The following is a 17,309-nucleotide window of genomic DNA, read 5'->3' on the forward strand; positions in this document are numbered from 1 at the left end:
GCCGCCGCTGCCGGGCACCCCGGCGGCCCGCCGCTGTCCGCGCCGCCCACCGGGGCGCGGTCCCGCCGCCACCGCGCCCACCCTCCTCGACCGCTTGGAGCGCCCGTGACCTCGATCTTCCGGCAGGCCCTGGGGGCCGACTTCGACCGCCTCCACCCCCGCCTCCGGCGCCGCTTCTCGGTCGGCCTCGACAGCGGCGAGTCCTGTACGGGGCGCGGGGTGATGGACCGCGTCTGGCACGGCGGCCCGTGGCTGCGGCCGTTCCTCGCGCTGGGCGGGACCCGCAACATCCTGCTCCCGCGCACCGGCCGCGACATCCCCTTCACCATCGAGAACGTGCCCTTCACGGACACCTTCGGCCGCGAAACGGTCACCTTCGTCAGGACGTTCGCCTTCCCGGACGGGCCCCGGCGCTTCGACGCGACGATGGTCCACAGCCCGGAGCGCGGTTGCGTGGTGGACTACCTGGGTACGCACCAGCACCTCGCGACCGACCTGCACCTCTCGGTGGACCGCGAGGGCGCCCTCGTGATCCGCTCCGGCGAACACCGCTTCCGGGAGGGCCCGGTGGACGCCCGGGTGCCCGCGCTGATCGGGGGAGACGCGGTGGTCCGCGAGTCGTACGACGAGGCGTCGGCCCGCTTCCGCATCCGGGTCCGCGTCACCAACCGCCGCTTCGGCCCCCTCTTCGGCTACGAGGGCTCGTTCACGGCGGAGTACGCACCGGCGCGCGGGATACGGCAGGATCTGCGGCCGGTACGCGAGGAGGTACGGGCGTGAGCGGGGCGGCTGCCGCCGAAAGCGACGGTTCCGGTTCCGGGGCGCGGCGGGGCAACACCGGACGCGCGTCCGGCGCCGGGGACACCCGCACCAAGCTCCTCGCCGGCGCCCTGGCCACGCTCACCGAGCAGGGCATCGCGAAGACCTCCGCGCGCAGCATCGCCGCGGCGGCCGGGGTCAATCAGGCGCTGGTCTTCTACCACTTCGGCACCGTCGACGACCTGCTCGCCGCCGCCTGCCGGTACGGCGCCGAGCAGCGCCTCGCCACCTACCGGGAACGCCTGGACGGGGTCCGCTCATTGGGCGAACTCCTCGCCGTGGCACGCGAGCTGAACGTCTCCGAGCGCGCGGGCGGTCACGTCGCCGTGCTGGGCCAGCTGCTCGCCGGAGGCCAGACGCAACCGCGCCTCGCGGCGGCCACGGCGGCGGGCCTCACCCTCTGGACCGACGAGATCGAGCGGGTCCTCGCCCGCGTCCTGGCGGGCACACCGCTCGCCGAGTTCGTGGACGTGACCGGCCTGGCGAAGGCGGCGTCGGCGGCCTTCGTCGGGATCGAACTGTACGAGGGCGTCGACCCGTCCGGCGCCGAACGGGCCCTGGCCGCCCTGGACCAGCTCGCCGCCCTGGCCGCCGCGCTGGAGGGCCTGGGGCCGGTGGCACAGCGAGCGGTGCGGTCCCGGCTGCGCAGGTCGGGGCATCGGGGGCGGGCGTGAGCGTGCGGTGGAGGGCCGCCGCGAGGTGGCGCGTGCGGGAGCGGGGCGCCGAGGCCCCCGGTCCCTGGCAGCGCGGCGGAATCCTCGCCGCACTCGCCGCCCTGACCGCGCTCCTCCTCGTCGCCCCCGGCCTCGTCCCCAACACCCCCGGCCGCCTCGGCAGCCTGCTGGAATCGTTGCTGCCCTGGCTCGGCCTCGCCGTCGTACCGCTGCTGACCCTCGCCGTGCTGCGCCGGTCGGCGCTCGCGCTGGTGGCGGTGGTGCTGCCGGTGGCGGCGTGGGCGTACGCGTTCGGCGGGCTGCTGCTCCCGGCGGCGGACCCGGGCCCACGTGACCTCGTCGTGGTGCAGCACAACGTCAGCGACGTGAACGAGGACCCGGCGGGCACGGCCCGTGCGCTGGCGGCCCGGGGGGCCGACCTGATCGCGCTGGAGGAACTGGTCCCGGAGGCGTTGCCGGCGTACGAGAGGGAGCTGGCGGGGGCGTACCCGTTCCACGAGGTCCGGGGCACGGTCGGGATCTGGTCGGTCCACCCCCTCACCGGCACCCGGGCGGTGGACATCAAGCCGGAGTCCGTCGCGGGGCCGTGGAGCCGGGGCTTGCGCACGGTGGCCCGCACCCCGCACGGCGAGGTCGCGGTGTACGTGGCGCACCTGCCGTCCTTCCGGCTCGGCGCGGGCGGCCTCGGCACCGCCCGCCGCGACGAGAGCGCCCGGCTGCTGGGCCGGGCGCTGGACGCGGAGGCGACGGGTCCGGTGATCCTGCTCGGCGACCTCAACGCCACGGTGGACGACCGGGGGATCGCCCCCCTGACGTCCCGGCTCGACGTGTCGCGGCGCGGGTTCGCGTTCAGCTTCCCGGCGTCCTTCCCGCTGGCCAGGATCGACCAGGTGCTGGCGAGGGAGGCGACGGTGGGCCGGGTCCGCACGCTTCCGGCGACGGGCAGCGACCACCTGCCGGTGACGGCGCGGGTCACGCTGGACTGAGGGTGCCCAGAAATCGGGATGCCCTTCCCGTACGCCGTCCCTAGGATGCGCGGGCGAAGCGCCAACGAAGCGGAGAAGTACGGCACATGAGGCCCCACCTTGCAGCGATCGGCTTCCACGCCACGGACCCGTCGGGCCTGGCCCGCTTCTGGGCCGGGCTCCTGGACTGGGAGCGGTCCGGCGACGGCACGCTCGTCGTCCCCCCGGACAGCCAGGGGTACCCGCTCCGCTTCACCGGGAGCCGGGCGCCCAAGACCCGGCAGAACCAGGCGCACTTCGACCTGACGAGCGCGACCCCGGAGGCCCAGCGGGAGGCGGTGGCCCGCGCGCTGGAACTCGGCGCCCGGCACATCGACATCGGCCAGACCCCGGAGGAGGGCCACATCGTCCTCGCCGACCCGGACGGCAACGAGTTCTGTGTGATCGGGGCCGGCAACACGTTCCTCGCGGACACCGGGGTGATCGGCGCGGTCTCCTGCGACGGCACCCAGGCGGTGGGCTACTTCTGGAGCGCGGCCCTGGGCTGGCCGCTGGTCTGGGACCAGGACGAGGAGACGGCGGTCCAGTCCCCGGAGGGCGGCACGAAGCTCACCTGGGGCGGCCCGCCGGTGCGCGAGAAGCCGGACGTGAACCGCCTGTACTTCGAGCTGACGCTCCCGCCGGGCGCGGACGGGGAAGCGGAGACCGCCCGGCTCATCGCGTTGGGCGCGCGGCCCGGACCGGACGGGGTGTTCCTGGACCCGGACGGCAATGAGTTCATGCTGAGGGCCGTCCCGTAATTCCCGGCGGGCGCACGACGACAGCCGGCGGATCCGGAGGGCAACGAATTCTGCGTGGTCCGCACACTGGCGCCGTAGCAGCGCCCCCGCACCCTCCGGTGCGGGGGCGCACCCCGGGGCTCACCGCCCCCCGCTCCCCGGCAGCCCCAGCTTCCCCGCCCGCAGCCCCGCCTGGAAGCGGGACGCGGCCTGGAGCGTCACCATCAGGTCCGCCACCCGGCGGCGGTACGTGCGGAGGGAGAGGCCGAGGTGGCGGGCGGCCGAGTCGTCGGTGCGGCCCGTGCTCAGCGCTTCCAGGATGCGGCGGGACTCCGGTGTCAGCTGCGGGGTGTCCGTGGCGAGGTAGGTGCCGTAGTCCGCCGACCGGTCCCACATCGCGTCGAACAGCGAGTGCACCCCGTCGATCATGTTCTTCGCGGTCGTCACGGAGTACTCGCGGCCGGTCGGCGCCTCGCGGCCCGCCAGGATCATCACCCGGCGGTCGATGATGATCGTCTCGTGCGGGAGCTCCGCGTCGGTGATGCGCACCTGGGCACCCGCGCCCAGTACGAGGCGCAGGTGTTCCCGCGTCGCCTCGTCCGCCAGGGCGGCCGGGGTGAGCAGCTTCCGGGTCGTGAAGCCGGGGCCCGGCGTGGTCCAGGTCTGCGGCCGTGGCCAGGTCGTCAGGGTGCGGGCGGCGCACAGGAACTCGGTGCGGGCGGATTCCAGGAGGTGTCCGGCGCGCGCCAGCAGTTCCGCGTCGCCGTGGACCGAGAAGATCTGTTCGTTCCGCATCCCGCAAGTCTGGCAGTACGGCTGGCAGTAACCTGCCACGCGCTGGGCCGTCCCCGGGCCCCCGGGGAGCATGAAGCCATGACGACCACCACCTTCGCCCTCGGCGGCGACCTCCCCGTCAACCGTCTCGGCTTCGGCGCGATGCGCCTCCCCATGGGCACGTTCGACGGCCCCGCCCGTTCCCCGGAGAACGGCATCGCGGTCCTGCGCCGGGCCGTCGAGCTGGGCGTGAACCACATCGACACCGCCGCGTTCTACGCCCGGGGCGATGTCCGTGCCAACGACCTGATCCGGGAGGCGCTGGCCCCCTACCCCGACGACCTGGTCATCGCGACGAAGGTCGGCCCCCTGCCCGGCCCGGACGGCATGCCCAGCGGCCAGGCCACGGCCGACCAGCTGCGCGCCCTCGTCGAGGCGGACCTGACCGCCCTCGGCGTCGACCGGCTCGACGTCGTCAACCTCCGGGTGGGCGGCATGAGCGGTCCCGGCGGCGAGTCCGTGGCCGAACGCTTCGCCGCCCTGGCCGCCCTCCGCGAGGAGGGCCTGATCCGCCACCTGGGCGTCAGCAACATCGACGCCGCCCAGCTCGCGGAGGCCCGCGCGATCGCCCCGGTGGTCTGCGTCCAGAACCCGTACGCGGACGACCTGGCCCTGCTCGCGGAGTGCGAGGCCGCCGGTATCGCGTACGTCCCCTTCTTCCTCCTCGGCGGCGGCCGCGACCCCCTGGACACGAGCCGCCTGGACAAGGTCGCGGCCCGCCTGGGCGCGACGGCCCCCCAGGTCCAGCTGGCCCGCCTCCTGGCCTCGTCCCCGGTCATGCTCGCCATCCCCGGCACGGGCGACCTCACGCACCTGGAGGAGAACATGGCGGCGGCGGACCTCGTGCTGAGCGAGGAGGACGTGGCCGAGCTGCGGGGCTGACGGCCGGGGGCGGGACGGATCCGGTCACCCGGAGGAGGGCGTCTCGACGGGTGGCGGCTCTCTGCGCGAGGGTGGGGCGGGAGGGGATTTGCCATGCGGGGGACGTTGGCGGGGGCGGTTCGGTGGGTGGTGCCCTTTGTCGTGCTGGTCGAAGTGGGGCTCGTGTGGGGCGGGGTCTTCGGGGTCGGTGAGGCCGTCGTCGTGGGGCTTACCGTCGAGGGGGTGCTCGGCGGGGTCGTGCTGGTCGAGGTCGTCCTCGCCGGGCGGGCCTATCGGGCGTCCCGGCGGGACGGGGCCGACGGACAGGCCGCGCTGGAGCGGTCCCTCGGGGTCGTGCTGCCCGGGCCCCTCGCCAGGGTCGTCGGCATGGAGTTCGGGCTGTTCCGGGCGCTGTGGCGGTGGGTGCGGCGGAAGCCGGACGTGCCCGACGGGTGCGCGGTCCTGGCGTACGGGGGCGAGATCAGGCCCATCATGTGGGTGATGGTCTTCCTCGCCCCCCTGGAGATCGCGCTCGCCGAATTCCTCGTGCCCTGGGCCCCCGTGCGCGTCGCCCTCCTCGTCCTCTCCGCGTACGGCGTGCTCTGGCTCATCGGGTTCGTCGCGGCCCTGTCCGTCCGGCCGCACGTCGTCGGGGGCGGCCGGCTCGTCCTCCGCTTCGCGCACTTCGTGCAGGTCGCCGTCCCCCTCGACCTCATCGAGTCCGTGCGCACGAGCCGCCACAGCGGTTACCGCAGGGCCGTCCAGATCGACGGCGGCGTGCTCGCGATGCCCATCGGCGACTCCACCACCCTCAGCGTCACCCTGCGCGAGCCGTACTCCGTCGCTCCCAAGCCGGGGCAGCCGCCGCAGGACGTCCGCGAGGTGCGGTTCGCCGTGGACGACCCCCGGGAGGCGGTGCGGGTCCTCAAGGCGACGGCGTAGGGCCTGTCCGCGAAGCCCGTCCGTGGCACCCCTGCGGCGGCGGTCCAGTCGCTCAGATGCATGATGGACGAGCCACGGCCACGGGGGAAGGGACGAGAGATGGCGCACTGGACGGTTGCGAGACCGGCGGCAACTCCTGGAGGACCGGCGCGTGTCGGCGGCGCGGGCTGGACAGCGGCGTGGCTGACCGGGGCCGTGGCGCTGGCGGGGGAAGGCGCCCTCACCGCAGTGGTCTACTTCCTGGCGGGCTTGCGGGACGAGCACTATTTCGCCACCGGTATCGGCGCCTACGTCGGATACCTCGTCGTGATCGTGGTCGCGGCGGTCGTGCTCGGCCTGGCGGGTTCGATCGGCTCGGCGGTGGTCGTCCTGCCGGTCGTGCAGCTGTCGCGCTGGTCGGCCCGCAGGGCCGGGCGGGCGGAGGGGACGCGCTGGTGTGTGGCCGTCTGCGGGGCGGTCGCCGCGACGGCCGCCGTAGGTGCCGGGGTGCCGACGCTGCTCCTCGGTGGCGGTTGGACCGTGGTTCCCGCGGTCCTCGCCGCGACCTTCCTCGGCCTGGCTCCCGCCGTCCTGTGTACCCGGGCCGTGACCGTCGTGCGCCGCAACGGAGCCCGGTTCGGGCTGGCCGCGCTCGTCCTGGTCTGCGGGGCGTCGCTGTCGGCGGTGGTCTTCGCCGGCGGTCTGGTGGCTTACGGGACCGGCCTGATCCAGGCATACGAGCCGCCCCGGCTCACCGCCGCACAGCTCGTCGGCACCTGGTCCGACGAGCACGGCGGCACCCTCACCCTCCGGTCCGACGGCACCGCCGCCGCCCACGACATGGGCGCCCGCGCGAAGGAAGAGGCATCCGACGGGGGCGCCTCCGAGCGGTGCGACGGCACCGGCACGTGGACCACGGGCACCTCGCCGTCCGGAACCACAGAGCTCGAACTCAGCGTCAGCGGCTGCACGGAGGGCCCCGGCTGGTACTTCGGCGGCACCGGGGAGCGGCCCACCCTCTTCTACTGGATCGGCGACCCGGACTCGCTCAACCAGTACGCCCTGGCGCGCCAGTAGCGCACTGCCCCGCCCACTCCGCCGCCTCCGCCATCAGCGCCTCCACCTCATCGACCAGGCGCGCCGTATGGAATCCGTCCGCCGCCGCGTGGTGCACCTGCACCGCCAGCGGGAGGAGGACCCGGCCCTCGCGTTCGACGTACCGGCCGAGCGTGAAGATCGGCGCCAAGTGGTCGTAGCCGTCCCGGATGTTCAGGTTGAACCCCGTGAACGACCGCCACGGCAGGCTCGACACGTCGAACGCGTTCGGCGGCGGCGGGCCCTGCGGGAAGAACTCCGTCGCTCCCGCGTGCTCCGCCAGCAGTGGGGCCGCCGCGTCGTGGAACGCCCCGAAGTCCGCGTCGTAGGCCGCCCACACGCACGCGAACGTCTCCCGCTCCGCGTGGAACACCGTGAACGCCGGATGCACCACCGGCCACACCGCCGGGTCGCCCGACTCCGTCAGGCACAGCCGGAACTCCTCGTGCCGGTTCACCACCGTCGCCAGCGCCCACACCTGCGCCACGTACGACTTGCGCGGCGAACGCCGCAGCGCGGCGGTGAACTCCGTGACGTCCACCTCCACCGTCATCGAGTACGTGCACGGCACGCGGCGCCGGTAATGTGCGAAGTGCTCCCGGCGCGGCCAGGTGTCCAGGTCCAGGGGGGTCGGAGCGTCCATCCGGGCATCATCGCAGTCACCGGTGCGCCCGCTCGAAGGGTTTTCGCGGCACTCGCTTGCGTTGGAGTGCACTCCAACTCCTACCGTCTCCGACATGACCAGCGAACAGCAGAACGACCGGTACGAGCGTGGTTACGCGGCCCTCAGCGAGGTCGCGAACGGAGCCCAGGACGCCGTCATCGACGGCCTCGCCGACATCGCCCCGCACATGGGCCGCTACATCGTGGAGTTCGGCTTCGGCGACATCTACACGCGCCCCGGACTCACCCGCCGTCAGCGCCAGTTGAGCACCGTCGCCGCCCTCGCCGCCATGGGCAACGCCGCGCCTCAGCTCCGCTTCCACATCGGCGGCGCGCTCAATGTCGGCTGCACGCGCGAGGAGATCGTGGAAGTCCTCATCCACGTCTGCGTCTACGCCGGTTTCCCCGCCTCCCTCAACGGCCTCACCGCCGCCCGCGAGGTCTTCGAGTCCCGCCCCGACGAGCCCGCGTTCGTCCCCGCCGACTCCTCCGCCGACCAGGGCGGCGACCGCCTCGAACGCGGTCGGCAGGCGCTCGCCGACATCGACGGCCACGCCGGGCAGCAGGTCATCGACTCCCTCAAGGACATCGCGCCCGACCTCGCCCGCTACGTGCTGGAATTCTCGTTCGGTGACGTGTACTCGCGTACGGGCCTCGACCTCCCGACCCGCGAACTCGTCACCGTGGCCCTGTGCACCGCCCTCGGCACGGTCGGCCCGCAGCTGCGCGTGCACCTCCACGGCCTGCTCAACGTGGGCGGCACGCGGGAGGAGGCCGTGGAGATCATCACGCAGATGGCCGGCTACGCCGGTTTCCCGGCCGCGCTGAACGGCCTCGCGGCGGCGCGCGAGGTGTTCGCGGAGCGGGATGCCGCGTAAGTGCCTTACGCGGCGGTGTGGCGGATGAACGTGTCCCAGGCGCCGGGGGAGACGGCGAGTGCGGGGACGGTGATGTCCTTGGAGTCGCGGACGTGGACGGTGTGGGGGCAGGTGGCGACCTCTACGCAGTCGCCGCCGTTCGTGCCGCTGTAGCTGGACTTGGACCAGGAGAGGGCGACCTCGATGCAGTTGCCGCCGCCTTCGCCGCTGTAGCTGCTCTTGAACCACCTGAGGTCAGTACTCATAGTCCTTCTATCGTCCGCTTGATCCACTCGCGCGACTCTTCGAGTCCGTGGGCTTCGGACCGCAGCCTCCCATATTTGGCGAACAGGTCCCCCAGGTGGGGTTGTTCAGTGACGAGGAAGTTGCGGTCCTGTACCTCCAGATATGCCAGCCGCCGCCGATCGTCGGTCTCCAGGAGGACGAAGGAACCACTCAGGCCCGAGTGGGTCTCCCGTTCGGGGGACATCACCTGTAGCTGCACATGTCGTAACTGGCTGATATCAAGAATGTGCTGCAGCTGGGCCCTGTGCGCATCGCGCCCACCGATGGGACGCAGGAGCGCGCTGGGTTCGAGAACGAAGCTGATGTCCGGAAGCGGCCTGCGTGCCAGCAGAGCTTGCCGCGCCATGCGTCCGGCGACCAGTCTCTCGATCGCTTCGTCGTCCAGGGGCGGGCAGGCTTGGCTGAACACAGCGCGCGCGTGCGCCTCGGTCTGCAGCAGTCCGGGTACCACGTGGCACTCGTACTCGTAGCGCGCTACGGCCCTGGCTTCCTCGTCGGCGAACGGTTCGAACCAGGTCGCCACGCTGCTGAACTTCAACTTCAATGCCGCAGCGATCATCGCACCGTTCGCCCCCGTTGCCGAGTCCGCCTTCGGGACGAAATTTCCCTTCGGCGGCCTGTGGCCCCGTTCCACCATCGCCACCTGCGACTTGGAGAAGCCGATCTTGCCGCCCAACGCCTCCTGCGAGAGATCCGCCAGTTCGCGGTAATGCCGTAACAGCGCACCGAACATCTCAGCGGTCCCGTCACCGGTACTACTGGAGTGCACAGCCCCACCTCCAAGTGCACAACAGTGCACAGACGCCTTGTGTCCCTGGTCACGGTAAGTGCGGGCGCCGACGCTTACCGTATGGAACCGAAAAATTCACCGAACCCGGTGCCCTCCTGGATCCCCGCCAGCGGTCACGCCCTGCGGCACGCGGGCATCCACTTCGACGCGGTCCGGATCTCCGGCGTGCTCGGCGAGCAAGTCTCGTACGAGCTGATGCAGTTCACGGACTTTCAGGCCGGGCCGATCATTCGGTCCTGGATCGGGATGCGGAGCGTGTACTTCCTCGTCGAGCCCGGCACGGCGCGTGCCTACCGCTGGCCGGCGGGCGTGGACGCGCTCGTGCGCAAGGGTTCGGACTTCGTGGGCGTGCCCGCGCTACGCGGGCTGACGTACCCGCTGGACTGGCGTTCGGAGCCGACGGCCGACGATCCGTTCGTGGATACAGCACTTCTGTTCGAGCTGGTAACCAAGGTGGTGTCGGACGGAATCACTGCTGTACGGTGACCGGGTCGTTACGCTCCGTGCGCGCCGCGCACGGGGCGGCCCTCGGGGGTGCTACCAACACCCGATCCGAGGGCCTTCACCCCTGATGGATTCACGAGGTCCACCGAAGATGCTTTGGCATGCTATCTCGCCGTCCCGCGCCTATGTGAAGGCCACGCACGATGTCGTACGTCACCCGAATCTGAGCAGCGACGCAAAGCTTCTGATCATGTATGTGCAGGGTTTGCCCGAGTCCCGCGCGAGCGAAGCGCTGAGCGATCACGCGAAGAGGCTCGGCATCAAGGGCCGGGCGTACCAGAAGGCCAAGGGCCAGCTGAAGGAGGCCGGTTACGTCCACGAGTGGCGGTGGCAGGGACCGGGCGGACTGTGGATGACGGACCAGCTGTTCTCCAACGTGCCGCTCACGGACGAGGAGGCGCGGGCGCTCAGGGCGGCGAACGCGCAGGCCAAACCGACTGATCGGCCACGGGCGGGCGGTCAGGCGGGCACTCGGCCGGTCGGGGCTTCCCAACCAGAGGTTGTGGAAGAACGTGAGGAGAACAATCCCCACCCACCCACCGAAGCGCCTGCGGCGGCCGAGGCGCCTGCGACCGAAGCGGCCGGGTCGGTCGCGGCGACCGATCCGGAAGTCGTGCAGGCCGAGCGCGTGTTGCTCTCGCTGCGGCATGCGAACCCGCAACTGCACCTCGGCGTACGCGAGGCGCGCAGCCTGTCCGAGACGGCGGCGGACTGGCTGCGGCGGGGCGTGAAGGCGGCGGAGCTGCGGCAGGCGCTGGTGAACGGCCTCCCGGCGGAAGGCGTACGGTCGGCCTACGGCTTCGTGCGCCACCGTCTCGTACACAAGCTGCCGGAGGCACCCGCGCCGATCGCGCCGGTGGCGACGGTGAGGCCGCACGTGACGTGCGAGGGGGACGGGCCGGAGCATGTGTTCCGGCCCAGGGCGGACGAGACGCTGTGCGGCCCGTGCGCCCGGCAGGCGGCCGAGGAGGCGCACTTCGCGAAGTACCCGCCCCGGCAGCAGCCCTGGCGGGAACGGGTCGCGACGATTCTGGAAGCGGGCGCGGCAGCGCCGTGAAGCGCACGTCCGTTCGTGGTGTGGCGGTCTTTGCCGTGGATGCGGCAAGGCGTGGACAGTGGTGGCCGGGGGCCGGTACGGACTGAGGAGGACCCGTGGTGAATACCGTGGTGCGGCTTTGGGACGGCGTACGAGCGGTGCGCGACCCCGCGCGGGTGCGTGCGCAACTCATGGAGGCGGGGCGGACGTTGTTCGCCGTGTACGGCTACGCCCACACGTCCGTCGAGGACCTGTGCGCGGAGGCGCAGGTGGAGGTGCGGGACTTCCACCGCGAGTTCGCGTCGCGCGAGGCGCTGCTCACCGACCTGTACGACGAGGTCGCGATGACCGGGATGCAGGCGGCGCAGGCGGAGCTGGCGGCGGAGGGCATGGACACCTGCCCGACCGAGGAGCGCGTTCACAGGCTCTTCGACGCGTACGTCCGGGCCGTCACGCGGGACCCGCGAGCGGCCCGGGTGGCCTTCGTGGAGGTGCTGGGCGTGAGCCGGGCGATGGAGGAGCACCTCACGATGTGGCGCTCCGTGTGGGTGGAGTTCCTGACGGCGGAGTCCGAGCGGGCCCGGACGCGGGGGCACGGGGTGGACGGCGACCTCGCGGTGGTGGTGAAGGTGCTGACGCGGTCGGTGGACGAACTGCTCGCCCACCACGGGCGGAGGCCGCGCCAGGTGCCCCCGGCGTGGCTGACCAGTGAGTTCACGCGGCTGTCGATGGCGATGATCGGTCCGGCGCATCCGGACGCTCCGGGGGCCGCCGGTGGCGCCACCGTTTGACAAGACGCGTTGCCGGGTCGGCAAATGGAACCATGGCAGACCCCATGGGTGACGATGACCTGGCCGCCGTCCTGACCGGTGTCGGTCCCCGCCTGCGCGCGCTGCGCACCGAGCGCGGGACGACGCTGACACAGCTGAGCGAGACGACCGGCATCTCGCTCAGCACGCTCTCCCGCCTGGAGTCGGGCGGCCGCAAACCGACGCTCGAACTGCTGCTGCCCCTGGCGAAGGCGTACGGCGTCCAGCTGGACGAGCTCGTCGGCGCGCCGGACACGGGGGATCCGAGGGTCACCTTCCGCCCCTTCAAACGCCACGGGATGACCTTCGTCCCGCTCACCCGGCATCTGGGCGGTGTGAACGCGTACAAGCAGGTCATGCCGGGTGCGACGGGCCCGGCCGGCCCGGTCGAGCAACGGGTCCACGAGGGCTACGAGTGGCTGTACGTCCTCTCGGGCCGCCTCCGCCTGGTCCTGGGCGACCACGACCTGGTCCTCACGGCGGGCGAGGCGGCCGAGTTCGACACCCACACGCCGCACTGGTGGGGGGCGGCCGGACCGGAACCGGTGGAGTTCCTGAGCCTGTTCGGACCGCAGGGCGAGCGGATGCACGTACGGGCGAAGCCCTCGGGGCGCGAGTGAGGCGGCAGGGGCGCGGTCACGTCCAGGCGACGGCCACGACGACCGCCCCGGCGGTGAGTGTGCCGACGCCGTAGAAGGCCCATGCCTGCTTGTTCCGCATGCCGATCAGCGCGACCGCCGCCACCAGGACGTCCAGGGCGAGCTTCACCCACATCTTCGCGTCGATCACCGGCAGGTCCAGGGCGTGCCGGGTCCAGATCAGCCCCGCGCCGGTGACCAGCTGGACGACGGCGCTGACGGCCATGTAACCGGCGGTCACCGGGTCCTTGCCCCGCAGCTGGTAGAAGAGCCCGCCCATGATCGCGGCGAAGCCGAAGAGGTGGAAGACGAGGAAGACGTACCGGAGAGCGTCCATGGCGATGACCCTTGATCCTTCTGAGCTCACGGGGCGACGCGCGGAACCCGAGGGGACGCGGCCGGCCCTGAACGACGGCTTTCTCCTCTGCGACGAAACGACGGACCGGCTTGTGAGGCCCGGAGGCCCGGGTGCGGGGAGATGTGGGTCACACGAAGGCGGGACCCGCTGAAGCGGTCGCCGCCGCTGCCGCCCCCGCGTACCGGCCGCCCACCTCCCACGCCTCGTGCATCGCGTCCGCGAAGGCCGCGGCCAGGTGGTGTTCGCCCGTGGGGCCGGGGTGGGTGCCGTCGTACGTGTCCGTGTGGATGTCGTACGTCGCGGGGTGGGAGGCCAGGAGGAGCGGGGACGGCGGGGTGGACAGGTCGGCCACCGCCTTCGCCAGGAGGTCGTTGAAGCGGGCGCACTCCGCCGCGAACGGGGCGTCCGTCTCGGCGCGGATGTTCGGGATCACCGGGAGCAGGACCACGCGGATGCGCGGGTTCGCCTCGCGGGCCGCCGTCAGGAACGCGGCGGCGTTCTCCGCCGTCCGGGCGCTGTCCGTGTAGAAGCCGAGGTCTATCAGGCCGAGGGAGACCAGCAGGACGTCCGGGCGGTGCGCGGTCACCGCCTCCGCGATCAGCGGGGCCATGTGGAGCCAGCCCTCGCCCCAGCCCGCGAGGTGGCGGCGCGCGGCCGGCGGGAAGTCGTCGGCGGCGTACGCGGAGGACGAGGCCGTGCCCGTACCGGCGTCGTAGAGGCCCGTGCGCGGGCCCACCAGCTCGTGCGGGCCGTCCGCTGCCGCCTCCAGGTGCTGCCACATGCGGTAGCGCCAGGTGAAGTCGCCGGCGCGCCCGATGGTCATGGAATCGCCGACACACATGAAACGCATGGCGTCATCATCGCGGATCACGGCTACGCGCCGGTAGGTGACGATGGACACTTGTGCCATGCGTTCGTACCGACTGACCTCCGCCCTCGGCGCCGCCGTGCTCCTCGCCCTCGCCGCGGCCCCCGCGCTCGCCGACGGCGGGGCCGACCGGAGCTTCACGATCGAGGACCCCCGGATCACCGAGTCCAGCGGCCTCGCCGCGAGCCGCCTCCACCCGGGGATCTACTGGACGCACAACGACAGCGACGACGGTCCGTACGTCTTCGCGGTCGACTCGCGGACCGGGAAGACCGTCGCGACCGTCACGATGAAGGGTGTCGGGCAGCCCCGCGACGTGGAGGCCATCTCGATCGGGCCGGACGGGAACATCTACGTCGGCGACATCGGCGACAACCTGAACGGCAGCTGGGACCACGTCTGGATCTACCGCTTCCCCGAGCCCAGGACCCTGAAGGACGCCACCGTCCGGGCCACCCAGTTCGACGTGAAGTACGCCGACGGGCCCCGCAACGCCGAGGCGCTGATGGTCCACCCCAGGACCGGGCGCGTCTACATCGCCTCCAAGAACGAGGACGGCGGCGGCCTGTACGAGGGCCCCGCGAAGCTCGGCACCGGCGGCGACAACGTCTTCAAGCGGGTCGGCGAGGTCCCCTGGGTGACGGACGGCGCCTTCTCGCCGGACGGCGGGGAACTCGTCCTGCGCTCCTACTTCAGCGCCCGCGGCTACACCTTCGCGAACGGCCGCCTCGGCAAGGACTACGACGTCGAGTCGCCGCTGCTCCCGCAGTCCGAGTCCGTGACGTACACGGCGGACGGCTCCGCCCTGATGTACGGCTCCGAGGGCGAGCGCAGCAGCGTCGTGCGGGTGGACCTGAAGAAGACCGGGGACGGGGGCGGCGGCGCCACGCACCGGGCCGGGGGGACGAAGGACACGGCCGACGGGGGCGGTGACGGCGTGCCGGTGAAGGGCACGACGCTGACCGGCGTGGCCGTGCTCGCCGGGATCGGGCTGCTGCTCCTCCTGGGGCGGCGCCGCCGCAAGGGCTGAGGGCGCGGGATCCCCTGACGCGGGGGCGTCCGGTGCGTCATCCTGGGGCGGCAGGGTTCGGGCACGTACACGCCACGGGGGTGCGGCACCACGATGGTCCCGGGAACGGTGCAACAGCTGACCATCCTGCTGGTCCTCGTGCTGCCCGGCGTCTTCCACCAGGCCGTCCGGGAGCGCCTGCGCGGACCGCTCGCCGCCGAGCAGGAGCCGCAGAACCGCCTCGTACGCGCGATCGCCGCCGGCGCCCTGCTCGACACGCTGTACGTGGTGGCCGCCGGGCCCTGGCTGCTGCGGCTGCTCCTGGGCGACGGCGAGGGACCCCTCGCGGGTGCGGCCCGGCAGCCCCGGCAGGCGGGTCTCGCCGCGCTGCTGCTGATCGTCGTCGTGCCGGCCGCGCTCGCCTGGGCGGAGGCGGCCTGGCGGCGGCGGGACGCACGGGCGCGGTACGAGCCGACGCCGACCGCATGGGACGCGCTGTTCCGGGGGCGGGACTCCTGCTTCGTACGCGTACGGCTCAAGAGCGGTCTGTGGGTGGGAGGTTGGCTGGGGACCCGGTCCGCCGTCTCGGCGTATCCGCACAGCGGGGACCTGTATCTGGAGGCCCAGTACCGGATGGCCCCGGACGGCAGCTTCGTGGGCCGGGTGCCCGGCACCGGGGGCGTGTACGTACGCGCGGAGGAGATCGACGTACTGGAGGTGCTGCTGCCGCCCGAGCGGCGGCGGCCGGTGGTGAGAGGGGTGGACGAGGGTGAGCGAACGGGAACCGGAGCCGGGCAGTGACGACGAACTCGCGGAGTGGGTGGTGGAGTTCCGCTCCACCAAGACCTACCGGCCCACCCGCCTCATGGTCGAGCCGGACGAGCTGCCGCAGGGGCCCTCGGGCTCGGTGATGAGCGGACCGGCGGAGCAGGGCGGCGAGCCGGGGGAGCCGGACGAGGACTGAGCGTCCTCACGGCCCCGGGCTCTCACGGCCCGGGGTCACGGCCCCGTGTGGATGTGCGCCGCCCAGAGGTGCGGGGCGGCCGTGTAGCGGTCGCGCAGGGCCCGGACCGGGCCGTGCAGGGCGGCGGCCGGGTCGATGGGGCGGCCGTCGGAGACGTCCTGCGCGAGGGCCGCGTAGAACGCCTCGGTCACCCGGGTCGCCAGCGTGTCCGCGATGGGCCACAACGTGCCGATCACATGGGGATACCCGGCGAGCTGGAAGGCCGCCGCCAGCTGGACCGCCTCGTCGGAGAGCCGGGTGCCGCCCCGGGACGCGGAGCACGCGGACAGCACGGCGAGCTCCGGGGCCGCCGGGCGGCGGGCGGCCACGTCGGAGACGGTGAGGCGGCCGTCGTGGAGGACGAGGCCGCTCCGGGACGGGGCCAGCAGCTCGCTGACGCCGTGGCAGCTGAAGTGGACCCAGGGGTGCGCTTCGAGCGCCCCGCCGACCGCGTCCACGGTCGCGTCGGGCCCGGCCAGCAGCCGCCCGCCCGGGAACAGCTCCGCCACCACCTCCGCCTCCCGCGCGACCCCGGGCAGTGGCGAGGCCCCCGGCGTCTCGGCCAGGGCCACCACCAGCGGCGTGGGCCGGCCGCCCCGGGCACCGGTGGTGAGCCCGGTGCGGGCGCGGGCCAGGGCGCGCAGGGTCGGGGTGTACGACGAGACGGCCCGGTCCATGACCCAGGTGCCCGAGTCCGGCCCGCCGCGCCCGGCAGCGTGCAGGGGCAGGAAGGACAGCAGGCCGGTCGGGCACCACCACAGCCGGGGCCAGGGCTTTCCGGGGGCCGGTGCGGTGTCGAGGCCGAGGCGGCCGAGCACGGGCTCCGCGACCGTGTCCCAGAGCAGGCCGAGCGTGCCGGACAGGGTGCGCATCATGGCGACGGCCTCGTCCTTGCCGTGCGCGCCGTACGCCGTCTCGACGCCGTCGACGTACTCCGCCGCCCACCCGGCGACGGTCTCCCGGGTGAGGCCGGGCAGCGGGACCACGTCGATTCCGGCGGAGGTCACGACCAGGGCGTCGCAGCGGTAGGTGCTGACGTTGACGACCACGACCGGGCCGCCCTCGGCCGCCGAGAGCAGCTCCGGGACGGAGGGCGGGCGCAGGAAGTCCGCGAGGCCCGGCAGCTCCCGCACCTCCGCGAGGAGCCGGTCCCAGCGGTGGGCCAGGGCGTGGCGGGCCTCGGCGCTCTCACCGGCTCCGGGCGGCCCGTCCGGGGCCGGTGAGAACGCGGCCGGAGCGCTCAACTCGTCGCGGACGCGCTCGAACTCCGCCGCGCGGACCGGGTCGACGGCGTGCAGCCGTGACACGTCGGCGCGGTTCTCCAGGCCCTGGCCCAGCAGCACGCCCCGGCCCTGTTCGAGCAGGGCGAGCGCGCGTTCCGGAGCGCCCGCTTCGAGGGCCAGCGCGGCGGCGTCGCTCGCCAGCCCGTCGGTGCCGCCGAGGCGGGCCTCCTGATCGACGCGGGCGAGGCCGCGCGGGGCGATGCCCGGCAGCAGCCCCACGGCGTACGCGTAACCCTC

Annotated in this window: 22 protein-coding genes; 15 read left to right on the top strand and 7 right to left on the bottom strand. The window is 73.0% G+C overall.

What is annotated here, in order from left to right; all coding sequences use genetic code 11:
* Positions 1-105: 105 nt before the first annotated feature.
* The 4 genes from G3I41_RS25895 (at position 106) to G3I41_RS25910 (ending at position 3,258) form a co-directional block, all read left to right on the top strand.
* On the top strand, positions 106-780 hold the full coding sequence (locus tag G3I41_RS25895; RefSeq protein WP_164402780.1) for a DUF4166 domain-containing protein: 675 nt from the start codon (positions 106-108) through the stop codon (positions 778-780).
* Positions 777-1,493 (top strand): TetR/AcrR family transcriptional regulator, encoded by a 717-nt coding sequence (locus G3I41_RS25900; RefSeq protein ID WP_164402781.1) that lies wholly within the window; start codon positions 777-779, stop codon positions 1,491-1,493. Before G3I41_RS25895 ends, G3I41_RS25900 begins: the two co-directional genes overlap by 4 nt.
* A 32-nt stretch (positions 1,494-1,525) precedes the next feature.
* The gene (locus G3I41_RS25905) at positions 1,526-2,479 is read left to right on the top strand and encodes an endonuclease/exonuclease/phosphatase family protein (RefSeq protein WP_164402782.1); all 954 of its coding nucleotides are present in this window, start codon (positions 1,526-1,528) and stop codon (positions 2,477-2,479) included.
* Between the two features lie 86 nt (positions 2,480-2,565).
* The gene (locus G3I41_RS25910) at positions 2,566-3,258 is read left to right on the top strand and encodes a VOC family protein (RefSeq protein ID WP_164402783.1); all 693 of its coding nucleotides are present in this window, start codon (positions 2,566-2,568) and stop codon (positions 3,256-3,258) included.
* Positions 3,259-3,378: 120 nt separating this feature from the next.
* On the opposite strand, the gene G3I41_RS25915 is transcribed toward G3I41_RS25910, so the two are convergent.
* Positions 3,379-4,032: a DNA-binding response regulator gene (locus tag G3I41_RS25915; protein ID WP_164402784.1), complete on the bottom strand. Its 654-nt coding sequence runs from the start codon at positions 4,030-4,032 to the stop codon at positions 3,379-3,381.
* Between the two features lie 78 nt (positions 4,033-4,110).
* Between G3I41_RS25915 and G3I41_RS25920 the strand changes: the two genes are divergently transcribed.
* The 3 genes from G3I41_RS25920 to G3I41_RS25930 all read left to right on the top strand — a co-directional run bounded on the left by G3I41_RS25920 (position 4,111) and on the right by G3I41_RS25930 (position 6,930).
* Positions 4,111-4,953, top strand: a complete 843-nt coding sequence (locus G3I41_RS25920) for an oxidoreductase (protein ID WP_164402785.1) — start codon at positions 4,111-4,113, stop codon at positions 4,951-4,953.
* 126 nt (positions 4,954-5,079) lie between these two features.
* Positions 5,080-5,874 (top strand): hypothetical protein, encoded by a 795-nt coding sequence (locus tag G3I41_RS25925; RefSeq protein ID WP_164402786.1) that lies wholly within the window; start codon positions 5,080-5,082, stop codon positions 5,872-5,874.
* 99 nt (positions 5,875-5,973) lie between these two features.
* Positions 5,974-6,930, top strand: a complete 957-nt coding sequence (locus G3I41_RS25930) for a hypothetical protein (protein ID WP_164402787.1) — start codon at positions 5,974-5,976, stop codon at positions 6,928-6,930.
* On the opposite strand, the gene catA is transcribed toward G3I41_RS25930, so the two are convergent.
* A complete protein-coding gene (gene catA / locus G3I41_RS25935; RefSeq protein WP_164402788.1) occupies positions 6,902-7,591 on the bottom strand; it encodes a type A chloramphenicol O-acetyltransferase in 690 nt (229 codons plus the stop codon). The genes G3I41_RS25930 and catA overlap by 29 nt on opposite strands.
* 94 nt (positions 7,592-7,685) lie before the next feature.
* On the opposite strand from catA, the gene G3I41_RS25940 reads away from it, so the two are divergent.
* Complete coding sequence (locus tag G3I41_RS25940; protein WP_164402789.1) at positions 7,686-8,489, top strand: carboxymuconolactone decarboxylase family protein; 804 nt, start codon at positions 7,686-7,688, stop codon at positions 8,487-8,489.
* Positions 8,490-8,494: 5 nt separating this feature from the next.
* Here the strand turns inward: G3I41_RS25940 and G3I41_RS25945 are convergent, their stop codons facing one another.
* Entirely contained in the window at positions 8,495-8,734 is a 240-nt protein-coding gene (locus tag G3I41_RS25945) for a DUF397 domain-containing protein (RefSeq protein ID WP_164402790.1), read from the bottom strand.
* Positions 8,731-9,507, bottom strand: coding sequence for a helix-turn-helix transcriptional regulator (locus G3I41_RS25950; protein ID WP_164402791.1), 777 nt, complete (start codon positions 9,505-9,507; stop codon positions 8,731-8,733). The genes G3I41_RS25945 and G3I41_RS25950 overlap by 4 nt, the downstream gene beginning before the upstream one ends.
* A 117-nt stretch (positions 9,508-9,624) precedes the next feature.
* Here G3I41_RS25950 and G3I41_RS25955 point away from each other — a divergent pair, with 117 nt between their 5' ends.
* The 4 genes from G3I41_RS25955 to G3I41_RS25970 all read left to right on the top strand — a co-directional run bounded on the left by G3I41_RS25955 (position 9,625) and on the right by G3I41_RS25970 (position 12,533).
* Positions 9,625-10,050 carry a hypothetical protein gene (locus tag G3I41_RS25955; RefSeq protein WP_203601661.1) on the top strand — a complete coding sequence of 142 codons (426 nt, stop codon included), beginning with the start codon at positions 9,625-9,627 and terminating at the stop codon, positions 10,048-10,050.
* A 145-nt stretch (positions 10,051-10,195) separates the two neighbouring features.
* Positions 10,196-11,125, top strand: a complete 930-nt coding sequence (locus tag G3I41_RS25960) for a hypothetical protein (protein ID WP_343242228.1) — start codon at positions 10,196-10,198, stop codon at positions 11,123-11,125.
* 95 nt (positions 11,126-11,220) lie between these two features.
* Positions 11,221-11,895: a TetR/AcrR family transcriptional regulator gene (locus G3I41_RS25965; RefSeq protein WP_164402792.1), complete on the top strand. Its 675-nt coding sequence runs from the start codon at positions 11,221-11,223 to the stop codon at positions 11,893-11,895.
* Positions 11,896-11,939: 44 nt separating this feature from the next.
* Positions 11,940-12,533, top strand: a complete 594-nt coding sequence (locus G3I41_RS25970) for a helix-turn-helix transcriptional regulator (protein WP_164402793.1) — start codon at positions 11,940-11,942, stop codon at positions 12,531-12,533.
* A 16-nt stretch (positions 12,534-12,549) separates the two neighbouring features.
* On the opposite strand, the gene G3I41_RS25975 is transcribed toward G3I41_RS25970, so the two are convergent.
* The gene (locus G3I41_RS25975; protein ID WP_143624325.1) at positions 12,550-12,888 is read right to left on the bottom strand and encodes a hypothetical protein; all 339 of its coding nucleotides are present in this window, start codon (positions 12,886-12,888) and stop codon (positions 12,550-12,552) included.
* Positions 12,889-13,036: 148 nt separating this feature from the next.
* Positions 13,037-13,819, bottom strand: coding sequence for a GDSL-type esterase/lipase family protein (locus tag G3I41_RS25980; protein ID WP_203601662.1), 783 nt, complete (start codon positions 13,817-13,819; stop codon positions 13,037-13,039).
* On the opposite strand from G3I41_RS25980, the gene G3I41_RS25985 reads away from it, so the two are divergent.
* The 3 genes from G3I41_RS25985 to G3I41_RS25995 all read left to right on the top strand — a co-directional run bounded on the left by G3I41_RS25985 (position 13,818) and on the right by G3I41_RS25995 (position 15,750).
* Entirely contained in the window at positions 13,818-14,807 is a 990-nt protein-coding gene (locus G3I41_RS25985) for a WD40 repeat domain-containing protein (RefSeq protein WP_164402794.1), read from the top strand. The two genes, G3I41_RS25980 and G3I41_RS25985, sit on opposite strands and share 2 nt — an antisense overlap.
* Positions 14,808-14,915: 108 nt before the next feature.
* A complete protein-coding gene (locus G3I41_RS25990; protein WP_343242229.1) occupies positions 14,916-15,587 on the top strand; it encodes a DUF6338 family protein in 672 nt (223 codons plus the stop codon).
* Positions 15,556-15,750 (top strand): hypothetical protein, encoded by a 195-nt coding sequence (locus G3I41_RS25995; protein WP_164402796.1) that lies wholly within the window; start codon positions 15,556-15,558, stop codon positions 15,748-15,750. The genes G3I41_RS25990 and G3I41_RS25995 overlap by 32 nt, the downstream gene beginning before the upstream one ends.
* 35 nt (positions 15,751-15,785) lie before the next feature.
* Here the strand turns inward: G3I41_RS25995 and G3I41_RS26000 are convergent.
* Positions 15,786-17,309: CHAT domain-containing protein (locus tag G3I41_RS26000; protein ID WP_164402797.1), on the bottom strand; the 1,524-nt coding region annotated here is incomplete at its 5' end.

It is taken from the genome of Streptomyces sp. SID9727 (genome assembly GCF_010550605.1).
GTDB lineage: Bacteria > Actinomycetota > Actinomycetes > Streptomycetales > Streptomycetaceae > Streptomyces.